Here is a 23,906-nt window from a genome sequence, read left to right on the forward strand (position 1 = left end):
CCCCGTTCTCTACTTGCTGGCGCTGGTGGGTGCGGACTGCTCGGACGGCGCTCCCGACTGGACCTCGGGAGCGCCGTCGTTCTGGGGGGCTGCTGGCGACTGGACCTCGGCAGCAGCGGTCTCGGAGAGTCCGAGGAAGGCGAGCAGGTCGGCCTTGCGGAAGCGGAAAGTTCGGCCGAGGCGGATGACCTTGACGGGGAACTCGTCGGCCTCGATCAGCTCATAGCCGAGGGTTTCGCCGATCGCGAGAGCGGCGAACGCCTGCTTCGAACCGACCATCGCCGGGAGCGCGCGGACCTCGTCCGGAGTGAGTGCGGCGGCGGTGCTCATGTGCCCGCCTGTGCGGGGATGAGGGCGCGGCCGGCGCGCTCCATCGGGACGAAGAGCACCAGCAGGTCGATGCCGAGGACACCGGCGATGGCCTTGGCCTTGGGCTCCGGCACGACGCGCTGGGTCCCCGCCATCAGCGCGCCGATGGTGCCGTGGGCGACACCGGCCGCCTCGGCGAGTCCGCGGCTTGTGATCGGGCTGCCGGTGCCCGTGCGCTCCATCAGGAGCTTGAGCCGGTCAGGGCTTTCGACCGCGTACATGGTCGGCGCGGGTGCAGTGTTTTCGATGCTCACGTTCACCTCGTAGTACAGATCATTCAACGAGTTGAATGGGGTGGCTGTGAGCATTCCATGGGTTGAACGGTTTGTCTAGCACGTTGAATGAGCAGGGTGGTGCGCCGGTAGTCAGTCAATGACTCAGTGCCACCTAGCGGTATCGCTCAACCTGCTGAACAATCCGTTCTGTCAGTTGAATGAACCGCGCAATCGACCTGCCCGTACCTCCGCAAGGCGTACACAGATCCTGAACAGCCCTTGATCCCTTAGAGCACAGGAGTGGCAGGATGAGCCCCATGGCGGCTAAGGATGGAAACCCAGGTGAGGACATGAGCGGCCCTGAACGCAGAACCCAGCTGGGGGACCTCATTCGCGAGCGCCGCGCCGAGCTCGGCGAGTCGCTCGATACGTTCGCTCCGCGGGCCGTCGACCCCGAGAGTGGCACGAGGGTGACACGCGGGTGGATCTATCGCCTGGAGCGTGGGGAAAAGATCACGCCACCCGTTTTCGAAGAGCTCGCCGCCCTCGCTGCTGCCGCACGATTGCCCATCGAGCGCCTCCAGGATGCGGCCGGCGCCCAGTTCCACGGCGTTGATCCGCTGCGCTCCGGAACGGGGGAGGCGGTCGCTTACGTGCGGAAGCTCGATCAGCTGCCTCCGGATCAGCGGGACAAGCTACTGCGCCTCATTGACACGCTGGTTCCCCCGCATTCGAGTGATGAGCAATGAGTCAAGCGTTCCCCCATGAATCACTGTCAGTGATGAGCGCGAGCAGCCTGTAGACCTCTGAGGCCCGTGGTGCGATCATGTGCGGACACCCATTAGAAGGAAGGGTGCTGGTCCAAGCCGCAATTCGAACGCGCGTGCGGGAGATGGGGGAGGCTGCGTGGAGTCACCACAGTCGCCAACCGCTTGGTATTTCTTCAGTGACGACCTGCCGGACGGGGAGGTGATCGTACCGATCAAGACCCCGTACGGCCTTGCCTTCGCCATCAGACGCGGAGCGATGACCCAGGAAATGCTCGATGGCCTGAATCAGACCGCAGAGTTTGTTCTAGGGGTCGGCCTGGCCCACCTCGGCCACACTGAGAAGCCTCCGGACCCGGGGCGAGAGGAGTAACCCGAATGCCGTCAGCCCGCCGTGCAGGGAGCATCTACCGACGCTGCGAGTGCCGCGGTGACGACGGCAAGCTGCTTGGGAACGCGTGTCCCAAGCTGAAGCGCAAGAACCACGGTGCCTACGGAGTCCGCCAGGAACTCCCGCTGGACGCCGAAGGCAAGCGCCGGACCTTCCGGCGAACCGGGTACGGAAGTGTCACGGAGGCCCAGGGCGACCTCTCCCGCCTACAGGCCATCCTTGACCTCCCCGGAGACGACGAAGACGAACAGCGCAGGGTCGGGGATTTGCTCGCTGACATTTCGAAGCGACGCGCCGACATCCCCGAACCAGCAGAAGTCCAACGACGCCTCGGCGTCGGCGTCCCACTCGACGGCAAGGCGACGGTCGCCGAATGGCTCGACCGCTGGATGTCGAACAAGAAGACGCGCGCCACCACGAACAACGGGTATGCCTCCCACATCCGCGTGCACCTGAAGCCGCGCATCGGACACCTACGCCTGGACCGGCTCGGCGTCGGGCACGTCCAGGAGATGTTCGACGCGATCGCCGACGAGAGCGACGTGATCCGGGCAGAGAACGAGGCCCGACGCGAGCAGGAAGCACGCTGCAAGTGGTCGAAGCCCGGGCGACCGCCGGCCAAGGAACGGCCGAGGCTCGACGCCGAGCGCGCGAAGCTCGCCGAGATGAAGCCCTACCGGAAGACGAACACCGTGGCGACGCGGCACGCGATCCGGCGCACCCTGCGGGCCGCCCTCAACAAGGCGATCGCCGAACAACTCATCACGTTCAACGCAGCTGCCCACGTCGAACTCGGCTCAAGCGCCCGCCCCAAGGGCCTCCTGTGGACCGACGAACGAGTGGCCCGATGGCGAGAGACAGGCAAGCAGCCGTCACCCGTCATGGTCTGGACGCCCGTCCAGCTCGGCGCATTCCTCGACGAGGCCGAGAGCAGCAGGTTGTACGCAGCCTTTCACGTCATCTCGCACCACGGCCTGCGCCGCGGAGAAGCTGTCGGCGCGGACTGGGCGAACGCTCACCTCGACTCTGCGCAGCCCCGCCTTGACGTGCTGACCGAACTCGTCGTCGACGGCTGGGAGGTCATCGAGACTGCGCCCAAGACGGACTCTTCGATGTCCTCCGTGATGATCGACCGAGGGACGGTGACGGTCCTCAAGGAGCACCGTGCTCGCCAACTACAGGAGCGGGACGCCTGGAACGCCAGGGCCGCCGAGGAGCGAGCGTCCGGCAAGCAGACGGCGGACTGGGTCGACACCGGCAAGATCTTCGCGGCGGAGGATGGGAGCTGGCTCCACCCCGACGTCGTCAGCAAGGAGTTCAAGCGGATCGTCGAGGCCGCAAACCTGCCTCCGATCAACCTCCGGGACCTGCGCCACGGCGCGGCCGCGCTCGTGAAGGCCGGCGGCGGAGACGTGCATGACGCCAAGGTGAAGCTGCGCCATTCGACCATCACCCTGACCGCGGACACGTACCTCGAACTGTTCACGGAGTACGAGCAGGAGCTGACGGAGAAGGCGGCCGCCGCAGTGCCGCGCGCTCGGCGAGGCGAAGCCAAGGCCCCCACCCCGGACGCTGTTCCGGAGTAGGGGCCTTCAGCAGCAGCGCCGCAGCCAACAGCGCGGATGATGAACGTCTTCACGCTACGCGCCAGCACTGACAACGCCCCCGCTGCGGCGTAGAATCGAGGGACAGAGAAAGGGCCTCCGACCTGCGGGTTGGGGGCCCTTCTTGCTGGCCCGCTGCTGGCCCGGAAGCCACATTGCTTTGCGGTACGGGACGGTACGAGGCACGGTGAAGAGTCATCGTGGGACGCCCGGAAAAGGCGGCTGAGCTGGGCTTAACGGCGATCAGCGTCACGACTCGGTACAGCGCGGTACATGGCGCGATGGGCACTCATCAGACTTTTAATCCATTGGTTGTGGGTTCGAGTCCCACAGGGCCTACGGGTTGCAGACGGGGGCAACACCTCCGAGCTGCCGTGCAGCGCCTGAGTCGGCTTCGGTCGGGTCGGGCGCTGTGTGCTTTTCGCGGGGGACCGGCCGCCGCTCCCCGCCGTCAGAGCAGGTGCCGGTTCGGGGTCTTCGCGTGGTCCTCGTGCTCGCTCAGGACCACCACGTCGACCCCCTGCCCGGTGAGCAGGCCGGTTCCGTCCGCCCCCGTCACGAACGTGTCCGGCTCCCGCCACGCCGTCACCACCCGCCGTACCCCCGCGTCCAGGATCAGCCGGGCGCAGGGGGCCGGGCGGGAGGCGCGGTGGGTGCAGGGCTCCAGGCTCGTGTAGACCGTGGCGGACGGCAGCCGGGGGTCGTCCGGGGCGATCTTCGCGAGGGCCGCCTCCTCCGCGTGCACGACCGGGTCGCCGGACTCCCGGGAGTGGCCGCGGGCCAGCTCCGTGCCGTCGGCGGCCACCACCACCGCTCCCACGCTGAACGCCGTGCGGGACGGCGGGCACTGGGCGGCGAGTTCGCAGGCCAGCGCCAGCCAGTAGTGGTCCGCGGCGGCCGGGGTCGAGGCCGTGCCGGGTGCCGTGGGTTCGTAGCGCATCAGGACCACGTCCTCGATACGGCGGGTCTCCACCAGCCGCAGCCGGCCGCCCTGGTAGCCGCCCGGGCCGAACAGCCGCGGGGCATCCGGGTCGCCGACGAACAGCGGGGCCAGCACGAGCTGCACCTCGTCCGCCAGGCCCTGCTGGAGGAGCTGGGTGTGGATGCGGCCGCCGCCCTCGACCATGAGCCGTTCGACGCCGTGCACCGCGTGCAGATGCTCCAGCAGGCGGCGCCAGTCCAGCGCCGGGCCGAGGGCGACCACGTCGGCCGCCAGGCCCAGCTCGCGGGCCCGGTCCGCGCCCTTGTCCGTCGTGTAGACGACCTTCTCGCCGCCCGTGTGCCAGAAGTTCGCCGCGGGGTCCAGCTCGCCCGAGCCGCTGACCGTCACCTTCAGGGGGTACGGCGGCTTCCCGGCGGCGACCCGGGCGGCCCGGCGGGCCTCGGAGTTGACCAGCAGTCGGGGGTTGTCGGCGCGGATCGTGCCGGCGCCGATGAGGATCGCGTCCACGGAGGCGCGGACCTCGTCGACGCGGTCGAAGTCGGCCGGGCTGGAGAGAAGGAGCCGGTCGGGGCCGGTGTCGTCCAGGTAGCCGTCGAGGGAGACCGCGGCGGAGAGGAGGACGTGGGGGTGGGGCATCGGCGCGGTCCCTCTCGGAAAAGGATGGCGGGGCTTGGTTCAAGTTTGAAGCAAACCTACACTGGTGGCATGACGACCCGCTGGCTCAGCCCCGACGAGCAGCGAGCCTGGCGTGCCTACATCGCCGCCTCGCTCCTCCTGGAGGACACCATCGACCGGCAGCTCCAGCAGGAGGCCGGCATGCCCCACCTGTACTACTCCATCCTCGCCAACCTCTCCGAGACCCCGGAGCGGCGGCTGCGGATGACCGATCTCGCCGAGGGGCTGAAGATCACCCGGCCCCGGCTGACGTACGCCGTCGCCCGGCTGGAGAAGGACGGGCTCGTGCGGCGCGAGAGCTGTCAGTGGGACAAGCGCGGCAGCATCGCGGTGCTGACCGACGAGGGTATGGCCGTGCTGGAGCGGGCCGCGCCGGGCCATGTGGAGACGGTCCGCGCCGCGCTCATCGACCGGCTCACCCCGGAGCAGGTGCGGCAGCTGGAGGAGATCTTCACCAGCGTGACCGAGGGGCTCCTGGGGGAGGAGGGCGCCTCCGGGGAGATGCCGTGGCGGCGCCGGTCGTCGCCGTCGTGTTCATGAGGGCCGGGTGAGGGCCGACCGAGGGCCGAGTGAGCGCCGAGAGCGCCGCTGTCCGTGCGTGATGCGTGTCATAAACCCGTTGCTTCAAATTTAAAGCATGGGGTAGGGTCTCGATCAGTAGATCTGCTTCAAATCTGAAGCAGGTATGCCTATGGACCGGAGTACCGCATGACCGACCTGCCCGCCGCCACCCAGCGCTCCCGCGTCCGCGTCCCGCTGCGCTTCGGTGACGGCTACCGCGTGGACGCCGAACTCGTCACCTTCCACGGCCTGGCCGACGGCCAGGAACACCTCGCCGTCGTCCTCGGGAACCCCGCCCCCGGTGCCGTCCCCCTGGTGCGCCTGCACTCCGAGTGCCTGACCGGAGACGTCTTCGGCTCCGCCCGCTGCGACTGCGGGCCCCAGCTGCGCGAGGCCGTCGAGCGGATAGCCGAGCGTGGCGGTGTGCTGCTCTACCTCCGCCAGGAGGGCCGCGGTATCGGTCTCTACAACAAGCTCGACGCGTACGCTCTCCAGGATCAGGGTCTCGACACCTACGCCGCCAACACCGCGCTGGGCCTGCCCGAGGACGCCCGGGACTACACGGCGGCCGCGCAGATGCTGACCGCCCTCGGGATCGGCGAGGTCGACCTGCTCTCCAACAACCCCGACAAGGCGGGCCAGTTGAGGGAACTGGGGATCGGCGTCCACGACCGTGTCCCCACAGGGGTGTTCACCACCGCCCACAACGTCCGCTACCTGCGCGCGAAGGTCCTCCAGACCCAGCACACGCTGCCGCTGGGGGAGTTGACGGAGCTCGGGGTCGGCTGAACGTCACCGGCCCGCTGCACCGTCCGCCCGTCACGCGTGCACGCGTACGCCCAGGCCGTCCCGCCGGATCTCCAGCACCTGGCGGTACGGCAGCACCCGCCAGGCCCCGTCCGGCTGGGGGACCCCGCTCGATGCGACGACCACCCGGTCGCCGTCCGCCCGGTACCGCAGCCGGAAGAAGTCGGGCCCGCGTCGGCGGCTCACCTCGGAGTCCGGGTCCTCGTCGGCGTACGCGTACAGCGCCTCGTCCGTCAGCAGCAGGCAGTTCAGGCTCGCGAAGGACGCGCGGGCCCGTATGTCCTCGGCGGCCCGGGCGAGCGCGTCGACCGGGTCCCTGTCCCGCAGCAGTGTCAGCACCCGCAGGAAGAACCGCTCGGAGTCGGTGCTCCCGCCCGCCGACGCGAGCAGGCCGGGGTCGATGAGCCCGTCGAGGGCGTCGTACGGCGAGAAGAAGCCGTTGTGCGCGAAGGCGAGGCCGCCCGCGGTGAACGGATGCGTGTTGCCCGGCACGACGGGCAGCCCGGGGCTCGCCATCCGCAGATGGAGCACGGCGGCATCGGCGCGCGTCCCGGCGAGAGCGTGCTCCCACAGCCAGTCCCCGGCGGCCGAGGCGATCCCCTTGACCACCCGTGGCCTGCCCCCGCCCGCCCCGGGCCAGGCGGCGATCCCCCACCCGTCACCGTGCTCCCGGCCCAACTCCGTGAAGGGCACGGTCAGTTCACCGAGGGAGGTGGCAAGCGGAAGGGGTGCGCGGGTGACCACGCCCAGGAGACGGCACATGGGCGTGACAGTACTAAGAGGAGCTGTCCTCGCTGTGGTCGCGGACCCAGTTCCGGTGCGCGTTGGAGCCCTCGCGCCCGGGCGAGAGCTTCAGCACCGCTCCGCCGTCGATCTGCTCCAGGCTCGTGATCACGTACGGCGAACCCGTGTGCACCGCAAGCCGGATGGCGCCGTTGGCGAACTCCGTCACCCGCAGGGTCCGGCCCCCGGAGAGCGGGACGTCCCGCTTGTCGATCTCCACCGGTCGCTCCTCGGCTGCCGTCATGGCCCCTCCTGGTTCATCTGAGAACCGTCACGCTACGCCGACCGAGGGGGCGGCCGGCCCACAGGGACGGACCGTTGGGCTGAGGTCCGGTGCAAGGAGCCGGAGAACTTTCCCCGCTCCCCGCTCTCCGGCCGCTGTCGCCGAGTTCATCCGTCTCCCCAGGCTCGGCGACACCCGGCGTTTGCCGTGGTCAGGCCGTAGGGGAGCGGGTCGCGGTGATCACGACGGACGTGTAGGGCATGGTGGCGTGGCCGCCGAGCTTGTCGATCGCGGTCCCGGCGCGGTCCAGGACCTCCGCCATGGTGTCTGCGGGGAGTTGGGTGAGGCCGCCGAAGGTGGGGAGCTGGTCGAGCCACTCCTCTCGGGAGTAGGTGCGCTCCCAGGCGAAGCGCCACTGTTCCGGCTCGCTGAAGCTGCCGGTCCGCCGGATCCCGTCGGCGATTCTCGCGAACAGCGGCTGGTAGGCGTCCACGGCCGAGCCTTTGAGGAGACCGGGGTTGAACGGGGAATCGGGGGCGACCCGTTGGAGTGCTTCGGCCAGGGCGTCGATCACCTCGGCCGGGAGCTGGGGGACGTGGTGGAAGGGGGCGAGTCGGCCGCCGGGCCGGAGGACCTGGGCCGCCTTGGCCGCGCCGGCGACGGGGTCCACCCAGTGCCAGGCGGTGCCGGCGATGACCGCGTCGAACTGCCGCCCGGCCGGCTGCCAGTCCTCGAACCTGGCGACCTCGACCTCGATGCGGCTGCGTCGCGCGAGGGCGGCCATCCGCTCGTCGGGTTCGACACCGAGCACGGTGCAGCCGGCCGCCTGGAACTGCCGGGCCTCGATGCCGGTTCCGGCTCCGACGTCGAGGACGTGCCGGCCGGGGCTTGCCGCGACGATCCTGTCCACGAGGGCCTGGGGATACGGCGGTCGGGAGCGGTCGTAGCGTTCGGCGTCCACGCCGAACGACTCGGCCGTCTGCCGGTGGCGGTGGGGCTCGGGGCCGGGCGTGTCCGGCTGTCCCTGCGATAAAGTGGGCATGCGCCCACATTAATGGGCGGTTGCCCACTTGTTAAGGCGCGGCGGCGCGGAAAGGGAGACGATGCCGTCAGGGGTGCACATCCACAACGTGCGCGGCCAGTTGTTCGAAGCCGCCGAGCGCGTCCTGCTGCGGGACGGGCCCGACGCGTTGACCAGCCGGGCCGTCACGGAGGAGGCGAACTGCGCCAAGGGCGTGCTGCACCGGCACTTCGCCGACTTCGACGCTTTCCTGGCGGAACTGGTCCTCGATCGCGTCCGCGGCATCGAGGACCGGACCACGACTCTGCGCGCGGCCGCCGGGACCGGGAGCGTGGTGGACAACCTCACCGACGCACTGCAGGACCTGTTCGGTCCGGTCACGGTGGCGATCGTCGCGCTCATCACCTTCCGCGACGGCCTCCGCGCCCGGCTGCGCGAGGCCGGTCTGACCGGCATCCCGCTGGCCGTGCAGGGCGCCGCGATGATCGCCGCATACCTCACCGCCGAGCGGGAGTCGGGGCGCCTGGCCGGTGACGCGGACATCGACACGCTCGCCCCCACCCTCGTCGGGGCCGGGCACCTGCTGTTCGCCGACCGGACGAGCGCCCCGCCGCAGACCACCGCCGTCCGCAAGATGGTGACCACGGTCATCGCCGGCGCCCTGCGACCACCCCGGCCGTGACCCGAGCGCCCGGGCCGCACCTCGCCAGTAATGCGTGCGGGAGTCGGTCCCCGGATGGCGTATGCTGGTTTCACCGACGCGGGGTGGAGCAGCTCGGTAGCTCGCTGGGCTCATAACCCAGAGGTCGCAGGTTCAAATCCTGTCCCCGCTACTCACGGCTCAGGGCCGGAGTCCAGTCACTGGACTCCGGCCCTGAGTGTTTCCCGGAGCGCGCTCATCACCTGGCGTGAGCGATCCGGTCAACTCGCCCGTTTTTCACCGGTCATGGGCCGTAAGTCCTGCGGGATTTCGTTAATGATCAAGCGGAACAGCTTGGAATCGGGCCCCCGGGTCTATTAACGTTCGATAACGCAGCGCGGTCGTCCCAGCCGTCACAAGAGACGGCTCCGTGCTCACGCGCCGAATTCCGCAAGGGAACCGGGGAACCACCACCTTGGGGTGAATCGCTCGTCTGCCGCCGTGGCCACACGGCGGGTATACGCGCGTAGGAGACCTTCCTGCTCCGAACCCGTCAGCTAACCCGGTAGGCGAGAAGGAAGGAAAGGAGCGCGCCCACGTGGCGTCCAACCCGCCTGCCCCCGAGGCCCCGTCCGTACCGCGCAGCACTCTCGTGTACGGCGGCTACCGCGCCGACGACGAGGCCCCCCTCGGCGAGTGGAACCCGACCGCGGACTCCCTCGCCCCGGTGCGAGGCCGGCACCGCGTGGCCAAGCAGCGCGGCGGCGGATTCGCCCGCAGCTCCACCGTCCTCGGCGTCGGTGTCATAGCCGCGGTCAGCGCCGGCGGCATGGCCAGCGCCAACACCGGCAAGCCGCCGGTCTCCATCTCGATGCCGGACCTGCCGAACGTCGGCTCGCTCATCTCGGACGACTCCGACTCCGGCGCCGACGACACGAGCGCCTTCAGCAGCGTCGGCACCGCCACCGTCGACACCGCCAAGGGCACCTCGGACGCCGGTGAGGCGCTGCGCTCGCGCATCCTCGCCCAGGCCGAGACGCAGCAGGACCAGCTCGACACCAAGGCCGCCCAGGCCGTCGCCGACGCCGCCCAGAAGGAGGCCGACGCGGCCGCCGCCAAGGCGGAGAAGGAAGCCCAGCAGCAGGCCGCCGCCGCGAAGAAGAAGGCGGAGGAGGCGGCCGCGAAGAAGGCCGAGGCCGCGCGTCTGGCCGAGCTCGCCAAGCAGTACACGCTGCCGACCTCGTCGTACACGATCACGGGCACCTTCGGTCAGGCCGGTTCGCTGTGGTCCTCCGGCTACCACACGGGCCTCGACTTCGCCGCCCCCACGGGCACGCTCATCAAGGCGATCCACAGCGGCACCGTCACGGAGGCCGGCTGGGCCGGTTCCTACGGCTACCGCACGATCCTCACCCTCGACGACGGCACCGAGCTGTGGTTCTGCCACCAGTCCTCGATCAGCGTCAGCGTGGGCCAGAAGGTCGGCACCGGTGACGTCATCGGCCGCGTGGGCGCCACCGGCAACGTGACCGGCGCGCACCTGCACCTGGAGGTCCACCCGGGCGGTGCGGCGACCGGGATCGACCCGATGGCGTGGCTGCAGGGCAAGGGGCTCAACCCCTGAGGCTCCCTGAGGATCTCTGAGGTCCGGAGGGGCTGATTCCGCTTGTTTACGAGGACTTTGCGGCCGTAGCGGAAGATCCCCGTCGGGCAGGGGCGTTGACGTATCACATGACTTCTCTGCGCAAGCTCGGCTCCTCCGACCTCGAGGTCTTCCCGCTCGCCCTCGGCGGCAACGTCTTCGGCTGGACCGCCGACGAGGCCACGTCCTTCGCCGTCCTCGACGCGTACACCGCCGCGGGCGGCAACTTCGTCGACACGGCCGACTCGTACTCCTCGTGGGTCGACGGCAACTCCGGCGGCGAGTCCGAGACGATCATCGGCAGGTGGCTGGCCGCCCGCGGCAACCGCGACGACGTCGTCATCGCCACGAAGGTCAGCCAGCACCCCGACTTCCCCGGGCTGACCGCCGCCAACATCAAGGCCGCCGCCGACGCCTCCCTGAAGCGCCTCGGCACCGACCACATCGACCTCTACTACACCCACTTCGACAAGACCGAGGTGCCGGTCGAGGAGATCATCGGCGCGCTGGACGAGCTGGTGAAGGCGGGCAAGGTGCGCGCGATCGGCGCGTCCAACATCTCCGCCGCGCGGCTCTCGGAGTCCCTCGCCTTCTCCGACCGCGAGGGCCTGGCGCGCTATGTCGCCCTCCAGCCCCACTACAACCTGGTCTCACGCGACACGTACGAGGGCGAACTCCAGGCCGTCGCCTCCCGGGCGGGCCTCGCCGCCGTGCCGTACTACGCCCTCGCGTCCGGCTTCCTCACGGGCAAGTACCGCCCCGGTACGACGGTGGAGGGGGCGCGGGCGGCGGGTGCCGGCAAGCACCTCGACACCGACCGCGGCCGCAAGGTCCTCGCCGCCCTCGACGGCATCGCCGAGTCCCACGCGGCCCCGGTCGCCACGATCGCCCTCGCCTGGCTCGCGGCCCAGCCGACGGTCACGGCCCCCATCGCCTCCGCGCGCACGGTGGAGCAACTCCCGGCCCTGCTGGGGGTGGCGGACGTGACCCTGACGGAGGAGGAGCTGGGGCGCTTGACGGAGGCGTCGGCGTAAGAGCTCGCGGCCCTACGTGCGATACGGGTTGTACGCCGGATACGGCATCGTCGACTGGACCGGCATCGTCGGTTGCACCGGCAGCGCGGGGTTGCCCGGCTGGGGTGGGTAGCCGTACACGCCGTACACCCCGTACCCCGGCCAGGGCGGCGCGGCCACCGGCGGGGCCGTCACCCGTGCGGCATGGTCGAGCGCCGGCCGGGCCACCTCACGGCGCCGCCACAGCTCCTGGAGCAACTCCCGCTCCCGTACGACGAAGTCCGCGTTCGCGCGACCGAGCCGCCCCCGCCGCCGCAGGAAAGCGAGTGATGTCGCGTACGCCTCGTACTGCGCGACCGCCCGCCCCGCGGGCCGCCCGCCGAGCTGCCGGCGCGCGTACTCCCGCGCCACCCGCCGAGCCCGCATCGAGCCGAGTGCGTACGGCTCGGTCGGTGTCAGCCAGCCGGCGGCGGCGTAGGCGGGCAGCTCCTCGCGGACGGTCTTCAGCTCCCGCTGCCGCGTCCAGATCACCAGCCAGGTCAGCAGCGCGAACGCCGGCACCATGAACATCGCGTACACCGCGAAGAAGCCGTACTCCCCGAACGTCGACGAGCCGTTCCACGTCGCGTGCATGCCCATCGCGAGCAGCAGTCCGGACAGCGGGAAGAGCACCCGCCGGATGTGCTGGTGTTCCGCCGAGAGCGCGGAGATGCCGAAGCCGATGCCGGTGAGGACGGTGAACAGGGGGTGCGCGAACGGTGACATCACCACGCGCACGAAGAAGGTCGCGGCGGTGACGGAGGCGATGCCGCGGTCGCCGGTCAGCTGGTCGGTGCCGAAGGCGGTGCCGAGGTAGAGGATGTTCTCGGTGAACGCGAACCCGGTCGCGGTGACCCCCGCTATCACCACCCCGTCCACGATCCCGGTGAAGTCCCGTCTGCGGAACAGGAACACGAGCAGTACGGCGGCCGCCTTGGCCGACTCCTCGACGATCGGCGCTATCACCGTCGCGCCGAGGGTGTCAGCGCCGGACGGGTCCGCGGTCGCCGTCGCTATCCACTTCGTGGCGAAGCTGTTGGCGATGATCGCTATCAGCGCGGCCGCGCAGGCACCCCAGGCGAACGCGAACAGCAGATTGCGCCAGGGGCCCGGCTCGACCCGGTCGAGCCAGCGGAACGCGGCGATGAGCAGCGGTACCGGCAGGACGGCGAGCCCCAGCCCGACCAGGAAGCCCTCGCTGCCGGTCTGTTGCCGCACCAGCGCGAGGATGACGAGCCCGGACAGCGCGAGAAGCGTGATCAGGGCGCCGTAGCGCACCCACTTCCGCTGCCACCAGTGCGCATGCCGCAGTGGGGCACCACCGGTGGGCTCACCGGTGTACGTCGGATACGGGGGAATGGTGGCCACGGCATCGACCTTAACGAGACGGAGGCACCGCCCGCAGCCGGGCTGGAACCTAGGCGCCGGAGGGGGACTGGTCGGTTCGGACGCCGTGCTGTACGCGACGGAACAGCAGGTCGTTCACGACATGTCCCTTCTCCAGTCCCTGGCCCTCGAAACGGGTCAGCGGCCGGAAGTCGGGACGCGGCGCGAATCCGCCGTCGGGCTGGGTGTTCTCGAAGTCGGGGTGCGCGGTGAGCACGTCCAGCATCTGTTCGGCGTACGGCTCCCAGTCGGTCGCGCAGTGCAGCAGCGCGCCGGGCCGAAGCCGGGTCGCGGCCAGGTCGAGGAACTCCGGCTGGATCAGCCGCCGCTTGTGGTGCCGCTTCTTGGGCCAGGGGTCCGGGAAGTAGACGCGCAGCCCGTCCAGCGCGTCCCTGGTGAGCATCTCGCGCAGCAGGATGATCGCGTCGCCGTTGCCGACCCGTACGTTGGCCAGCTTCTGCTGTTCGGCGAGGCCCAGGAGGTGGCCCTGGCCGGGGGTGTGCACGTCGACGGCGAGGATGTTGGTGCCGGGGTCCGCGGCGGCCATCCGCGCGGTGGCCTCGCCCATCCCGAAGCCGATCTCCAGCACGACGGGGTGGTCGTTGCCGAACATCTCGCCGAGGTCGAGGACGCGCTGCCCGTCGATGTCGAGCCCCCACGTGGGCCACAGCCGCTGCAACGCGTCCGCCTGCCCCGCGGTCACCCGGCTGCGCCGCGGCTGGAAGCTGCGGATCCGCCGCTCGAAGTGCGACCCCGCGGGATCGGCACTGGGACCGTCGGGAAAGCGCGGCTCCCCCTTGACCCGGGTGTGGCGCACGGAGACACCGGGGGTGTGCGGGGTGGAGTCGCCGGAATCGCCGGAGTGGACGGCGTCGGGAGCGTTGAGGGAATCAGACACAGTGGGGCCGATTTTACGTGAATCCCGTCCTACGGGGTTCGGGGCGGACCCCGACCCGCATCGGTGCCCGTGCGCCGGCCCTCACACTCCCCGCAACGCCTCCAGTGCCCGCCGGGCCACCTCGCGCCCGATGGGCAGCGAGGCCGTCGCCGCCGGTGAGGGCGCGTTCAGCACATGCACCGCCCGGGCCCCCTCCCGGATCAGGAAGTCGTCGACCAGGGTGCCGTCCCGGAGCACCGCCTGCGCCCGCACGCCCGCGGGCGCCGGCACCAGGTCGTCCGACCTCACCGCCGGCAGCAGTCGCCGTACGGCCGTGGTGAAGGCCCGCCGGGACACCGATCTGTGCAGCTCACCCGTGCCGTACCGCCAGTGCCGCCGCGCTATCTGCCACGACCCCGGCCACGCCAGCGTCGCGCCGAGCTCCCGGGGCCGTACGACACCCCAGCCGTACCCCTCCCGGGCCAGCGCCGGCACCGCGTTCGGCCCGATGTGGACGCTTCCGTCGATCCCGCGCGTGAGATGCACGCCGAGGAACGGGAACGCCGGGTCCGGCACCGGATAGACCAGCCCCCGCACCAGCTCGGGTCGCGCCAGCGTGTAGTACTCGCCGCGGAACGGCACGATCCGCATCTGCGGGTCGTCCCCGGTCAGCCGGGCGATCTCGTCGCAGTGCAGCCCGGCGCAGTTCACCAGCACCTTCCCGCGCACCACCTCGCCGGTGCCGGTGAGCACGGCTACCCCGAGCTCGGGCCGCCGGTCGATGCGCCGCACCTCGGCGCCGTAGCGGATCTCCGCCCCGGAGGCCTCGGCCAGCTGCCGGGCCACCCCGACGAAGTCGCAGATCCCGGTGGTGCCGACGTGTATGGCGGCCAGGCCCTCGACCTCGGGTTCGTAGTCGGCGATCTGGGCGGCGCCCAGCTCCCGCACCGGGATGCCGTTCTCCCGGCCGCGCTGGACCAGGCCGTGCAGCCTGGGCAGCTCGTCGCGCTCGGTCGCCACGATCAGCTTGCCGGTCACGGCATGGGCGATGCCGTACTCGGCGCAGAACTTGACCATCTCGGCGGCCCCGCGCACGGCGTACCGCGCCTTGAGCGATCCCGGGCGGTAGTAGATCCCGCTGTGGATCACCCCGCTGTTGCGCCCGGTCTGATGCCGGGCGGGCCCGCTCTCCTTCTCCAGCACGGTGACCCGCGTCCCCGGCGCGGCCCGCGTGATCGCGTACGCCGTCGACAGTCCGACGATGCCCCCACCGATCACGAGCACGTCACAGTCGTAAGCGATCCCCGACGGCACCTGCACCACCTCCCACCTCGATAGTGCACTGCGCCACTGACAGTCGCTTCAAACGCGGGACGTGGTGCTGCTCTCCTTGACTTATGCGGGCGCCATCAGCAAGGGCCGGGCCCGCTCCCGCAGCTCCACCACCCGGGGCTCGTCCCCGTAGGGCTCCAGCCGGTGCAGGAGATCCTTCACGTACTCCGTCGTGCGCGCCGAGGAGATCCGGCCGGCCACCTCCACCGCCCGCACGCCCTGCTCGCACGCCGCGTCGAGATTGCCCGACTCCAGCTCCGCGACCGCCGAGACGACCAGCCGCAGCCCGTGCGACCGTACGAACTCCTCCGTCGGCTTCGACAGCGCCTGCTCGGTGAACCGCCGTACCTGGCGCGGCGCCTTCAGATCCCGGTAGCACTCGGCCGCGTCCGCGGCGAACCGGTCGTAGGAGTAGAACCCGAGCCAGGACGGATCGTTGTCCCCCTCCCGGGAGCGCTCCAGCCACCCCTCGGCCGCCTTCAGCGCCGCCCCGGCCGCCGCCGCGTCCCCCGCACGCGCGTGTGCCCGGGCCTCGACGAGCCGGAAGAAGCTCATGGTGCGGGCGGTCGCGAGTCCGCGGTTCCGCTCCAGCGCGGCCTGCGCGAGATCGACGCCCTCGTCACCGAAGCCCCGGTAGGTCGCCTGCAACGACATAGACGCCAGCACATACCCGCCGAGCGGTACGTCGGCCGCCGCGCGGGCCAGCCGCAGCGCCTGGATGTAGTACCGCTGGGCCGCCTCTTGCTGACCGGTGTCGAAGGCCATCCAGCCGGCGAGCCGGGTGAGCTCGGCGGACGCCCCGAACAGCGCCCGGCCCACCTCGTCGGAGTACGAGCCGAGCAGCAGCGGTGCCGCCTCCACCCGTAAGCACTCCGGCACCATGGACGAACGCCAGTCGCCGCCTCCGTACTTGGAGTCCCAGCGCCTGGCGTCGTCGGCGGCCTCCCGCAGCTTCTGCACATCGCTGTGGCCGACTTTGAGCGGTGCGCCGGAGCCCTCGGTGTGGTTCGTCTCCCGCGCGACCGAACTGTCGGCCGGGGTTATCAGCCACCGTGAGGCGGGCGTTGCGTATGCGCTCACTGCGAACGAACCGGCGAGGGACTGCCAGATGCCGCCGGTGCCGGCCCGGCGGCCCGCCAGGTCCAGGCGGTAGAGCTCGGTGGCCGACCTGACGGCCTGTCCGACGTCCCTGGGGAAGGCGAGGCCCACCTCGGGTGCGGGATCCGCGTCCGCCAGACCGATCTCGTGGAGCGGCACCGGGCGGCCGAGCTTCTGGCCGATGGCGGCCGCGATGAGGTGCGGCGCGGCGCCCTGCGGCACCATGCCCTTCGACACCCAGCGCGCCACCGACGTCTTGTCGTAGCGAAGTGTCAACCCGCGTTGAGCGCCAAGATCGTTGACGCGACGCGCGAGTCCTGCGTTGCTGATTCCCGCGAGGGCGAGAACGGCGCCGAGCTTTTCGTTCGGCCCGCGTTGCTCCCTGGACATGCGCCACCCCTCGACACAGACGGCTGCCGCGCTGGCATAACCACGCGGCATTCGTAAACCCAGCGTAGTTCGCCGCATCCCAAGCGTTAAGGGGCATTGTTCCGGATGGCGGGATTGTGGTCCGTACTGAAGTACGGGTCCGATACGCGCAGTTGCGTCGTGCTCCGGCCGTGTGGCCGTGCGCCCGTGTGTGCGCTCTTCTCCGGCCATGGGTGGAGCGCTTCGATGGATGCTGCGTGGGTCGGCCCGCTGTACTGGATCCAGTGGGCTGGGGGACACCGCCGCCTACATCCCCGCGGGCGGCGGAACGGCCCGGGGGGCGAAGTGGCGTCTCCCGGGCTGCGCGCCTGTCGTGCGGCGCGCGGGCTGTGCACGGAGCGTGCGCGAGCCTGTCCTCATGGCGCCGATTTGGCTGAAAACCGACCCCCGCTCTCTCGGGCTATCAGCCCTCCCACCATGGCAGTTGAGGGCGCGTTAGGTGTGATGGGGGAGCGTATCGGGGGCGCATTCACGTCGCGCACCACCTGCTCCGCGCGGGTCCCCGCAGGCGTACGCGGGTGGTCACAGGGGCGCGTTCCCCGTATCCCGAGCGGCTCCACCGGCCCTCCGTCAGGCGTCCTTCATGGCAGCATGGTGACCGGTTCGAACGGTGCACTGGTTGTCCACAGCCTGTGGAGGCGTCGATGCGGTGGTTGGTGGGATGGAGCAGCACCGCCGCGGGTGTCTCCGGAATCGGTGCGGCGGGGGCGACCGGAAGCGACGGCGAGACCGTGCACCCGGTGGGGTCACACCTCCTGTGGGGCGACCCGGACCCGCTGTGGGCGGTCGGCGACTGGCGGCCCGACGAGGTGCGCGTCGTGACGGTCGACGCGCAGACCCGGATCGCCGTCTTCGGCATCTGCGGAGCCTCCGACGAACAGCTGCGGGTGGGACTGCTCGCCGCGCGCGGAGGGGCCCTTCGGCATCTGACGGCCTGGCCGGGCGCGTACACCGCGGTGGTCCAGGTGGGCCGCCGGATCACCGTGTGCGGCGATCTGGCGGGCGCGCGACCGGTGTTCCACACCCCCTGGGCCGGCGGCACGGCCTACGCGACCGCGGCCCTGCCCCTCGCCGACCTCATCGAGGCCAACCTCGACTTCGGGCACCTCGCCGCGCTGCTCGCCGCCCCCGACGTGCCGGCCGCACTGCACGACTCCACCCCCTACGAGGGCGTACGGCGCATTCCGCCGGGGCACGCGCTGATCCTGCGCAACGGCGCCCGCGAGATCGCCGGGTACGACCCCGTCGCCTCCCTCGCCGTCGCCGCGCCCACCGCGGACGCGGACAGCGCGGTCGACGGCGTACGGGACGCGCTCGTCGAGGCGGTGCGGGCCAGGCTGTCCGCGCCCCGGCACGTGCCCGACATCGACCCCGGTCCGGTGCCCGGCATGGGGCCCGCCGAACGGCGTGCCGCGCGCGGGATGCCGGCGCCGGGCATCGGCGCCGACCTGTCCGGGGGACCCGCCTCCGGGACGCTGGCGCTGCTGGCCGCCGGGCTGCCCGGAAGGCCAGGGACCGTGCTGGGACACGGCACGGGCGCCGGTGAGCGGCTGCTCGCGGTCACCTTCAACGACCTCGCCGTGGGCGGCCGGGAGGCCGAGGTGCAGCGGGCGGGAACCCTCGCGGCCAACCCCCGGCTGCACCACGTGGTGGTGACGGGCGGCGAAGAGACCCTCCCGTACGCCGAGCTGGACGGGCCCCTGACGGACGAACCCGGGGCGACCCTGGTCACGGCCGCGCGGCACCGGGCCAGGCTGGCGGCGGGCAGCGCGGACCACTTCACGGGGTACGGGGCCCGGCAGGTGCTGGACGCCCATCCGGCGCGCCTGGCCGACCTGTTGATGGACCGCAAGCGGCGCCATCTGGTCCGCCCGGTGGCAGCGCTGGCGAAGGCCGACGGCTCCGTGTTCGTCCCCGCGCGCGTGTACGGCGCGGCGCGACGGCTGGCCCGTACGCCGTACCGGGTCGGTCTGGAGATGCTGGCCGACCGGCTCATGCACCAGCGTTTCGACGAGCCCGGGGGTGCGGTGGGGGCGTCCCTCGCCGCGCTCACCTGGGCCAGACCGGGGCCGGCGGCGCGGTGGCTGACGGGGGAGGCGCTCGCTGAAGTATCGGTTCGCCTCCAGGGGGCGACACAGCGCTCCGGGGTCGGTCCCGGTCAGCATCCCGGCGACTTCCGCGCGCGTGCGGCGCTCACGCGGCACGCTTCGGATCTGCGGGTCCTGGAGCAGGCCGCGGAGATCCGGTCGCAGCGGCTGCACGCGCCGTTCCTGGACAACCAGGTGGTGCGGGCCTGCCGGGCCCTTCCCGAGGCGTTGCGGGTCCAGCCGGGGGCGCGGGCCGAGATCCTCCGTACGGTGCTGGAGGGGGCGGGCGTCTCCGACCTTCCCCCCGGTTGGGGTGCGCCCTCGCACGCCTCCTCGGCGGCGGCGACCCGGACGGGGCTGCGGGTGGCGGCGGACTCGCTGATGTCGCTGTTCGGGACGCCGTTGCTGGCGCAGGCGGGGCTGGTGGAGGCGCGGGTGGTGCGCAAGGCGCTGCGGGGGGCGGCGGAGGGCGAACCGCTACCGCTGGACGGGCTGGCCGACCTGGTCTCGCTGGAGCTGTGGCTGGGGCGGCTGCTGGCCCGCCGGGGGACGTGCTGGACGGGGACGCCGGCGCGGGCTCGGGCGGTGCCGGGGGGGATTCGGGGGGCGCGCGGAGCGTTGGCCTCCGGCGGTTGAGCCGGTTTTGTCTGCGGGTTCGGTGGGGGCGGGCGTTTTGCGCAGTTCCCCGCGCCCCTGAATGCCTGCGGCGGCCCGCCCGGCTTCGGTGGGGGCGTGCGTAGCGCGTTCCGTTCGGTGGGTGGGTCGGTGCCGGGGTGGGGGGTATCCGTCCTCGGTCCGGCGGCTCAGTCTCTTTCCCAGGGCCCGGTTCCGGACGCCGGCCGCTGCGGGCGGACACCCCCCACCCCGTCCCCTTCACGCCGTACGCGGCCAACCGTCCGGTGGGGGCGGACGGTTCCGTCGTAGCGCAGGTGGACTGCAACCCCCTAGGGGCGCGGGGAACTGCGCGACAAGCCACGACGGACCCGCAATCGCCCGACAAGCGAACCCGGCACTCTCGTAGGCGCCCGGCCCAAGCCCAGCGCAGCGGGGGCGCGGGGAACTGCGCGACAAGCCACGACGGACCCGCACTCGCCCGACAAGCGAACCCGGCACTCTCGTAGGCGCCCGGCCCAAGCCCAGCGCAGCGGGGGCGCGGGGAACTGCGCGACAAGCCACGACGGACCCGCACTCGCCCGACAAGCGAACCCGGCACCCCCATACGCCCCCGCTCCCTCCACCAACCCGGTGACAATGAGCCCGTGCGGTACAGGATTCTGGGCGTTACTCAGGTGATGGACGACGACGGCACCGAGATACCTCTCGGCGGCCCCCGAGTCCGCGCACTGCTCGCTGCACTCGCGCTCAGGCCCGGGCGGGCCGTGCGGGCGGAGGGGCTGGTCGATGAGGTGTGGGCGGAGGAGCCGCCGCAGGACGCTCCGGCTGCACTCCAGGCTCTCGTCGGACGGCTTCGGCGGGTCGTCGGTAAGGACGTGGTCGTTTCCGGACCGGGGGGCTACCTGCTGGCCGCCCGCGGCGATGACGTGGACCTGCATGTCTTCGAGCGGCTCGTGCGGGAGGGCACCGACGCCCTGGCCCACGGCGACCCCCGTACCGCCGCGCAACAGCTCACCGACGCCCTCGCCCTGTGGCGCGGCCCCGCCCTCGCCGACCTCTCCGACCGCACCGCCGCCACCCGGCCGGAGGCACTGCGGCTGGAGGCCACCCGGGCCAGAATCGAGGCGGAACTGCTGCTCGGCGGCGCCCAGGACGTCGTACCGGAGCTGAAGGAGCTGAGCGCGGCGCACCCGTACGACGAGCGGTTGTACGGCCTGTTGATCCGTGCTCTGCGGGACAGTGGGCGGGGTGCCGACGCCCTCGCCGTCTACGAGGCCGCTCGGCGGGCGCTCGCCGAGGGGCTGGGGACCGATCCGGGGCCGGAGTTGCGGGCCCTGTACGCCGAGTTGCTCGGGGCCCCGGCCGGTCGTCCTCGTGCCGAACCCGTCGGCAACATCCGTCCGCGGCTTACCTCTTTCGTGGGCCGGGAACCCGAACTCGACGCCATCCGTTCCGAATTGCACAGAGCCCGCCTCGTCACCCTCACCGGACCGGGCGGCTCCGGAAAGACCCGTCTCGCCGAGGAAGCCGCCGCCGGGCTCCCGCAGGCGTGGCTGGTCGAGCTCGCCCCGCTCGACCGGCCGGAGGCGGTGCCCGGCGCGGTGGTCAGCGCGCTCGGTCTGCGCGAGACCGTGCTCATGACCACCGAGTTGACGGCCCCGCAGGACGACCCGCTCGCCCTGCTCGTCGAGTACTGCGCCCCGCGCGGCCTGCTCCTGATCCTTGACAACTGCGAACATGTCATCGAGGCCGCCGCCCACCTCGCGGAGATGCTCCTCACCCGCTGCCCCGGCCTCACCGTCCTCGCCACCAGCCGGGAGCCCCTGGGCGTTCCGGGTGAGTCGGTGCGGCCGGTCGAGCCCCTCCTTCCCGACCAGGCGGGCCGTCTGTTCGCCGAGCGCGCCGCCGCCGTCCGTCCCGACGCGGCCGCCGTGCTCGCCGACGAGGAGTCGGTCGCCGAGATCTGCCGGCGGCTCGACGGGCTGCCCCTCGGTATCGAGCTCGCCGCCGCCCGGCTGCGGATGCTGACGCCGCGCCAGATCGCGGACCGGCTCGACGACCGGTTCCGGCTGCTGACCTCCGGCAGCCGTACCGTCCTGCCCCGGCAGCAGACCCTGCGGGCCGTCGTCGACTGGTCCTGGGACCTGCTCGACGAGCGGGAGCGGACGTTCCTGCGGGAGGTGTCCGTCTTCGCGGGCGGCTGGGACCTGGAGGCCGCGGAGGCGGTGTGCGGCGGGCCGGCCGCCGAGCTCCTCGGGGCGCTGGTGGACAAGTCCCTGGTCGTGGCGGTCCCGTGGCAGCGGGACGGCTCTGACGGCATGCGCTACCGCCTGCTGGAGACCATCCACGAGTACGCCGTCGAGCGCGCCGCCGAGTCCCCCGCGCTGCGTGCCGCCGCCGAGCAACGGCACCGCGCGTGGGTGCGCGCGATGGTCGAGGAGGCCGAACCCCGGCTGCGGTCCGCCGACCAGCTTCCCTGGATCGCCCGCCTGGAGACCGAACTCGACAACATCCGCGCCGCCCTCGACCGGGCGATCGCGGCGGGCGAGGAGGCGGAGGCCTCGGCCCTGGCCCTCGCCATGGGCTGGTTCTGGTGGCTGCGCAACTACCGCCGCGAAGGCATGTCCTGGGTGGCCCGGGTGCTGGACCCCGGGGCGACCCCGGAGGGCGGGCGCCTGGTCGACGCCTTCCTCGCCGCACCGCGCGCGGAGACACCCGTCCGGATGAACCTCCGCATGCTGCACCTCTTCCTCAGCGCCGAGACGGAGCCCATCGACGCCCGCCTGGACCCGCGCCTGCACCGCTACGTCAGCGTCGTGCGCGACCACTTCGAGCCGGGCGGCCCCGACGCGGCCCGGCTGCCCGGCATGATCTGGCCCCTGGTGGGCGTGATGCTCGGAGACCACACGGACATCCGCCCCCTCATGGAGGCCGCCGTCGCCAACTGCCGTGCCCACGGCGACGACTGGTCCGTGGCCGTGACCCTGATGTTCCGCACGCACATGATCGTCGACTCCCCGGGCGGCATGGTCGGCGTGAACGACGACCTGGCGGAGCTGCGCACGCTCGGCCGTCGCGTGGGCGACCGCTGGCTCCGCGCCCAGATCAGCAGCGCGGCCGGCGAGGCGGCCATGGCCCGGGGCCGCCCGGCCGCGGCCAAGGAGGAGTACGAGACGGCGCTCCAGCTCGCCTACGAGGTGGGGGCGTACGCCGAGACCCCGTTCCTCATCGCCCGGCTCGCCGAGGTCGCGTACCGCACGGGCGACCGTACGACCGCCCTGGCCACCTTGGAGGAGGCGAGCGACGCGGGACACCGGTACGGCGTCCCGGAGACCCGGGCGTTCGTGCGGCTGCTGCGGGCCCACATGGCGCTGGACGACAAGGACCCCGCACACGCGCGTGCACTGGTGGACGAGGTCCGCGCGGAGCTGGGGCAGGTGGCGCCGCCGCCCCAGTTCACGGTGATGCTGAACTCGGTCGACGCGCTGGTGACGGCCGAGGAGTCGGGCCCGGAGCACGGGCTGCCCCTGCTGGCCGACACCCTCCGCGAGGCGGTCGACAAGCGCTGTGCCGACGCGGTGTTCGCCGCGCTCGTGTGCGTCTCGGCGGGCCTGCTCCGCGACCTCGGCGACCTCCCGCTCGCGGCCCGGCTGCTCGCCGCCGCCGACCGCCTGCGCGGCGGCGATCCGTGGCCGCATCCCGAACGCGCGGTGGTGGAGCGCACGGAGGCCGCCGCCCGCACCGGCCTGGGACCCCTGCGCTACGCGGCCGAGCACACCCGGGGCGCCGGCCTCACCCCGGCCGAGGTCCTGGCCGCACTCGGTGAGGCGGTCGAGGCGCTGCGCGCTAGGAGCAGCTGAACTTCGACTCGGCCCAGTCCGCGAGCATGAGGTCGTCGAGGTGGCTGTGCGGCTCGACCACCAGCCGTACGGTGTCGTGTCCCGCGAGGTTCACATGCACGGGCACGGCCGGGTCCCCGCCCTCGACCAGGCCGGACCTCCACAGCCGGACCCCGTCGGCGTAGACCGAGAAGTGGACCTTGCCGAGGCCCAGTGTCATGTCGTCGACGCCGACCATCGCGTCGTAGGACGAGCACGCGCGGTTGAGATCGATCGTGACGGAGGAGCGTCCGCGCACGCTCACGCCGTGGGTGTACCGGCTGCCGGCGATCGAGATGCCGTAGCGCTGCCACACCCAGCTGCTCTCGCCGATCCGCATCTCGGGCCCGCTGCCGTCGCCGGAGACGTCGTAGGCCAGCTCGCTCCACTGGTAGACGGTCGGTGGCGGCGGGGGAGCCGGGGGCGGAGTCGGCGTCGGGGTGGGGGTGGGGGTGGGGGTCGGAGGGGGTTTCGGTGCCGGTGTGGGTGTCGGCTTCGGGGCGGGGGGCGG

The 23,906-nt window shown here is 71.7% G+C and carries 21 protein-coding genes, 1 tRNA gene and 1 riboswitch; of the genes, 11 read left to right on the plus strand and 11 right to left on the minus strand.

Features of this window, described 5'->3' with window-relative positions; genetic code table 11:
• Positions 1-9: 9 nt before the first annotated feature.
• Both H295_RS47010 and H295_RS0140980 read right to left on the minus strand, forming a co-directional pair.
• A complete protein-coding gene (locus H295_RS47010) occupies positions 10-330 on the minus strand; it encodes a DNA-binding protein (RefSeq protein ID WP_020141168.1) in 321 nt (106 codons plus the stop codon).
• Entirely contained in the window at positions 327-623 is a 297-nt protein-coding gene (locus tag H295_RS0140980) for a helix-turn-helix domain-containing protein (RefSeq protein ID WP_158691129.1), read from the minus strand. The genes H295_RS47010 and H295_RS0140980 overlap by 4 nt, the downstream gene beginning before the upstream one ends.
• 311 nt (positions 624-934) lie before the next feature.
• Here H295_RS0140980 and H295_RS44440 point away from each other — a divergent pair, with 311 nt between their 5' ends.
• From H295_RS44440 to H295_RS0140995, 3 genes are all read left to right on the plus strand, one after another.
• Positions 935-1,333: a helix-turn-helix domain-containing protein gene (locus H295_RS44440; protein ID WP_051135702.1), complete on the plus strand. Its 399-nt coding sequence runs from the start codon at positions 935-937 to the stop codon at positions 1,331-1,333.
• A 157-nt stretch (positions 1,334-1,490) separates the two neighbouring features.
• Complete coding sequence (locus tag H295_RS0140990; protein WP_020141171.1) at positions 1,491-1,724, plus strand: hypothetical protein; 234 nt, start codon at positions 1,491-1,493, stop codon at positions 1,722-1,724.
• A gap of 5 nt (positions 1,725-1,729) precedes the next feature.
• The gene (locus H295_RS0140995; RefSeq protein ID WP_020141172.1) at positions 1,730-3,328 is read left to right on the plus strand and encodes a site-specific integrase; all 1,599 of its coding nucleotides are present in this window, start codon (positions 1,730-1,732) and stop codon (positions 3,326-3,328) included.
• Between the two features lie 469 nt (positions 3,329-3,797).
• On the opposite strand, the gene H295_RS0141000 is transcribed toward H295_RS0140995, so the two are convergent.
• A complete protein-coding gene (locus tag H295_RS0141000; RefSeq protein WP_020141173.1) occupies positions 3,798-4,925 on the minus strand; it encodes a dihydrofolate reductase family protein in 1,128 nt (375 codons plus the stop codon).
• Between the two features lie 69 nt (positions 4,926-4,994).
• Between H295_RS0141000 and H295_RS0141005 the strand changes: the two genes are divergently transcribed.
• Both H295_RS0141005 and H295_RS0141010 read left to right on the plus strand, forming a co-directional pair.
• Positions 4,995-5,504 carry a MarR family winged helix-turn-helix transcriptional regulator gene (locus H295_RS0141005; protein ID WP_020141174.1) on the plus strand — a complete coding sequence of 170 codons (510 nt, stop codon included), beginning with the start codon at positions 4,995-4,997 and terminating at the stop codon, positions 5,502-5,504.
• A gap of 168 nt (positions 5,505-5,672) precedes the next feature.
• On the plus strand, positions 5,673-6,314 hold the full coding sequence (locus H295_RS0141010; protein ID WP_020141175.1) for a GTP cyclohydrolase II: 642 nt from the start codon (positions 5,673-5,675) through the stop codon (positions 6,312-6,314).
• A 30-nt stretch (positions 6,315-6,344) separates the two neighbouring features.
• Here H295_RS0141010 and H295_RS0141015 read toward each other — a convergent pair whose 3' ends face one another.
• The 3 genes from H295_RS0141015 to H295_RS0141025 form a co-directional block, all read right to left on the minus strand.
• Positions 6,345-7,094, minus strand: a complete 750-nt coding sequence (locus H295_RS0141015; RefSeq protein ID WP_020141176.1) for a class II glutamine amidotransferase — start codon at positions 7,092-7,094, stop codon at positions 6,345-6,347.
• Positions 7,095-7,107: 13 nt separating this feature from the next.
• On the minus strand, positions 7,108-7,359 hold the full coding sequence (locus tag H295_RS44445) for a hypothetical protein (protein WP_020141177.1): 252 nt from the start codon (positions 7,357-7,359) through the stop codon (positions 7,108-7,110).
• 190 nt (positions 7,360-7,549) lie between these two features.
• Positions 7,550-8,380 carry a class I SAM-dependent methyltransferase gene (locus H295_RS0141025; RefSeq protein ID WP_199788686.1) on the minus strand — a complete coding sequence of 277 codons (831 nt, stop codon included), beginning with the start codon at positions 8,378-8,380 and terminating at the stop codon, positions 7,550-7,552.
• A gap of 61 nt (positions 8,381-8,441) precedes the next feature.
• Here H295_RS0141025 and H295_RS0141030 point away from each other — a divergent pair, with 61 nt between their 5' ends.
• The 4 genes from H295_RS0141030 (at position 8,442) to H295_RS0141045 (ending at position 11,675) form a co-directional block, all read left to right on the plus strand.
• On the plus strand, positions 8,442-9,041 hold the full coding sequence (locus H295_RS0141030) for a TetR/AcrR family transcriptional regulator (RefSeq protein ID WP_234021785.1): 600 nt from the start codon (positions 8,442-8,444) through the stop codon (positions 9,039-9,041).
• A 77-nt stretch (positions 9,042-9,118) separates the two neighbouring features.
• Positions 9,119-9,192 (plus strand) — tRNA-Met (locus H295_RS0141035).
• 236 nt (positions 9,193-9,428) lie between these two features.
• A riboswitch (cyclic di-AMP (ydaO/yuaA leader) is annotated at positions 9,429-9,586 on the plus strand.
• 11 nt (positions 9,587-9,597) lie between these two features.
• Positions 9,598-10,623, plus strand: coding sequence for a M23 family metallopeptidase (locus H295_RS0141040; protein ID WP_020141180.1), 1,026 nt, complete (start codon positions 9,598-9,600; stop codon positions 10,621-10,623).
• 107 nt (positions 10,624-10,730) lie between these two features.
• The gene (locus H295_RS0141045) at positions 10,731-11,675 is read left to right on the plus strand and encodes an aldo/keto reductase (RefSeq protein WP_020141181.1); all 945 of its coding nucleotides are present in this window, start codon (positions 10,731-10,733) and stop codon (positions 11,673-11,675) included.
• A 12-nt stretch (positions 11,676-11,687) separates the two neighbouring features.
• Here H295_RS0141045 and H295_RS0141050 read toward each other — a convergent pair whose 3' ends face one another.
• The 4 genes from H295_RS0141050 to H295_RS0141065 all read right to left on the minus strand — a co-directional run bounded on the left by H295_RS0141050 (position 11,688) and on the right by H295_RS0141065 (position 16,776).
• Positions 11,688-13,061: a PrsW family intramembrane metalloprotease gene (locus tag H295_RS0141050; RefSeq protein ID WP_020141182.1), complete on the minus strand. Its 1,374-nt coding sequence runs from the start codon at positions 13,059-13,061 to the stop codon at positions 11,688-11,690.
• 49 nt (positions 13,062-13,110) lie between these two features.
• A complete protein-coding gene (gene trmB, locus H295_RS0141055) occupies positions 13,111-13,977 on the minus strand; it encodes a tRNA (guanosine(46)-N7)-methyltransferase TrmB (protein WP_020141183.1) in 867 nt (288 codons plus the stop codon).
• A gap of 81 nt (positions 13,978-14,058) precedes the next feature.
• Entirely contained in the window at positions 14,059-15,279 is a 1,221-nt protein-coding gene (lhgO, locus tag H295_RS0141060) for an L-2-hydroxyglutarate oxidase (RefSeq protein ID WP_020141184.1), read from the minus strand.
• A 72-nt stretch (positions 15,280-15,351) separates the two neighbouring features.
• Positions 15,352-16,776 (minus strand): hypothetical protein, encoded by a 1,425-nt coding sequence (locus tag H295_RS0141065; RefSeq protein ID WP_028810207.1) that lies wholly within the window; start codon positions 16,774-16,776, stop codon positions 15,352-15,354.
• A 683-nt stretch (positions 16,777-17,459) separates the two neighbouring features.
• On the opposite strand from H295_RS0141065, the gene H295_RS0141070 reads away from it, so the two are divergent.
• Positions 17,460-19,538 (plus strand): asparagine synthase-related protein, encoded by a 2,079-nt coding sequence (locus H295_RS0141070; RefSeq protein ID WP_020141186.1) that lies wholly within the window; start codon positions 17,460-17,462, stop codon positions 19,536-19,538.
• Between the two features lie 623 nt (positions 19,539-20,161).
• Positions 20,162-23,377 carry an ATP-binding protein gene (locus tag H295_RS0141075; protein ID WP_028810208.1) on the plus strand — a complete coding sequence of 1,072 codons (3,216 nt, stop codon included), beginning with the start codon at positions 20,162-20,164 and terminating at the stop codon, positions 23,375-23,377.
• Here the strand turns inward: H295_RS0141075 and H295_RS44450 are convergent.
• Positions 23,364-23,906: NPCBM/NEW2 domain-containing protein (locus H295_RS44450; protein ID WP_043218814.1), on the minus strand; the 543-nt coding region annotated here is incomplete at its 5' end. The genes H295_RS0141075 and H295_RS44450 overlap by 14 nt on opposite strands.

The sequence above is a fragment of the Streptomyces sp. 351MFTsu5.1 genome (assembly GCF_000383655.1).
GTDB classification, from domain to species: domain Bacteria; phylum Actinomycetota; class Actinomycetes; order Streptomycetales; family Streptomycetaceae; genus Streptomyces; species Streptomyces griseorubiginosus.

Bases quoted from the DNA above. Each gene is read 5' to 3' on its own strand.
- H295_RS47010 (WP_020141168.1), bottom strand. From the start codon at position 330: ATGAGCACCGCCGCCGCACTCACTCCGGACGAGGTCCGCGCGCTCCCG.
- H295_RS44440 (WP_051135702.1), top strand. From the start codon at position 935: ATGAGCGGCCCTGAACGCAGAACCCAGCTGGGGGACCTCATTCGCGAG.
- H295_RS0140995 (WP_020141172.1), top strand. From the start codon at position 1,730: ATGCCGTCAGCCCGCCGTGCAGGGAGCATCTACCGACGCTGCGAGTGC.
- H295_RS0141000 (WP_020141173.1), bottom strand. From the start codon at position 4,925: ATGCCCCACCCCCACGTCCTCCTCTCCGCCGCGGTCTCCCTCGACGGC.
- H295_RS0141005 (WP_020141174.1), top strand. From the start codon at position 4,995: ATGACGACCCGCTGGCTCAGCCCCGACGAGCAGCGAGCCTGGCGTGCC.
- H295_RS0141010 (WP_020141175.1), top strand. From the start codon at position 5,673: ATGACCGACCTGCCCGCCGCCACCCAGCGCTCCCGCGTCCGCGTCCCG.
- H295_RS0141015 (WP_020141176.1), bottom strand. From the start codon at position 7,094: ATGTGCCGTCTCCTGGGCGTGGTCACCCGCGCACCCCTTCCGCTTGCC.
- H295_RS44445 (WP_020141177.1), bottom strand. From the start codon at position 7,359: ATGACGGCAGCCGAGGAGCGACCGGTGGAGATCGACAAGCGGGACGTC.
- H295_RS0141025 (WP_199788686.1), bottom strand. From the start codon at position 8,380: ATGCCCACTTTATCGCAGGGACAGCCGGACACGCCCGGCCCCGAGCCC.
- H295_RS0141030 (WP_234021785.1), top strand. From the start codon at position 8,442: ATGCCGTCAGGGGTGCACATCCACAACGTGCGCGGCCAGTTGTTCGAA.
- H295_RS0141045 (WP_020141181.1), top strand. From the start codon at position 10,731: ATGACTTCTCTGCGCAAGCTCGGCTCCTCCGACCTCGAGGTCTTCCCG.
- H295_RS0141065 (WP_028810207.1), bottom strand. From the start codon at position 16,776: ATGTCCAGGGAGCAACGCGGGCCGAACGAAAAGCTCGGCGCCGTTCTC.
- H295_RS0141070 (WP_020141186.1), top strand. From the start codon at position 17,460: ATGCGGTGGTTGGTGGGATGGAGCAGCACCGCCGCGGGTGTCTCCGGA.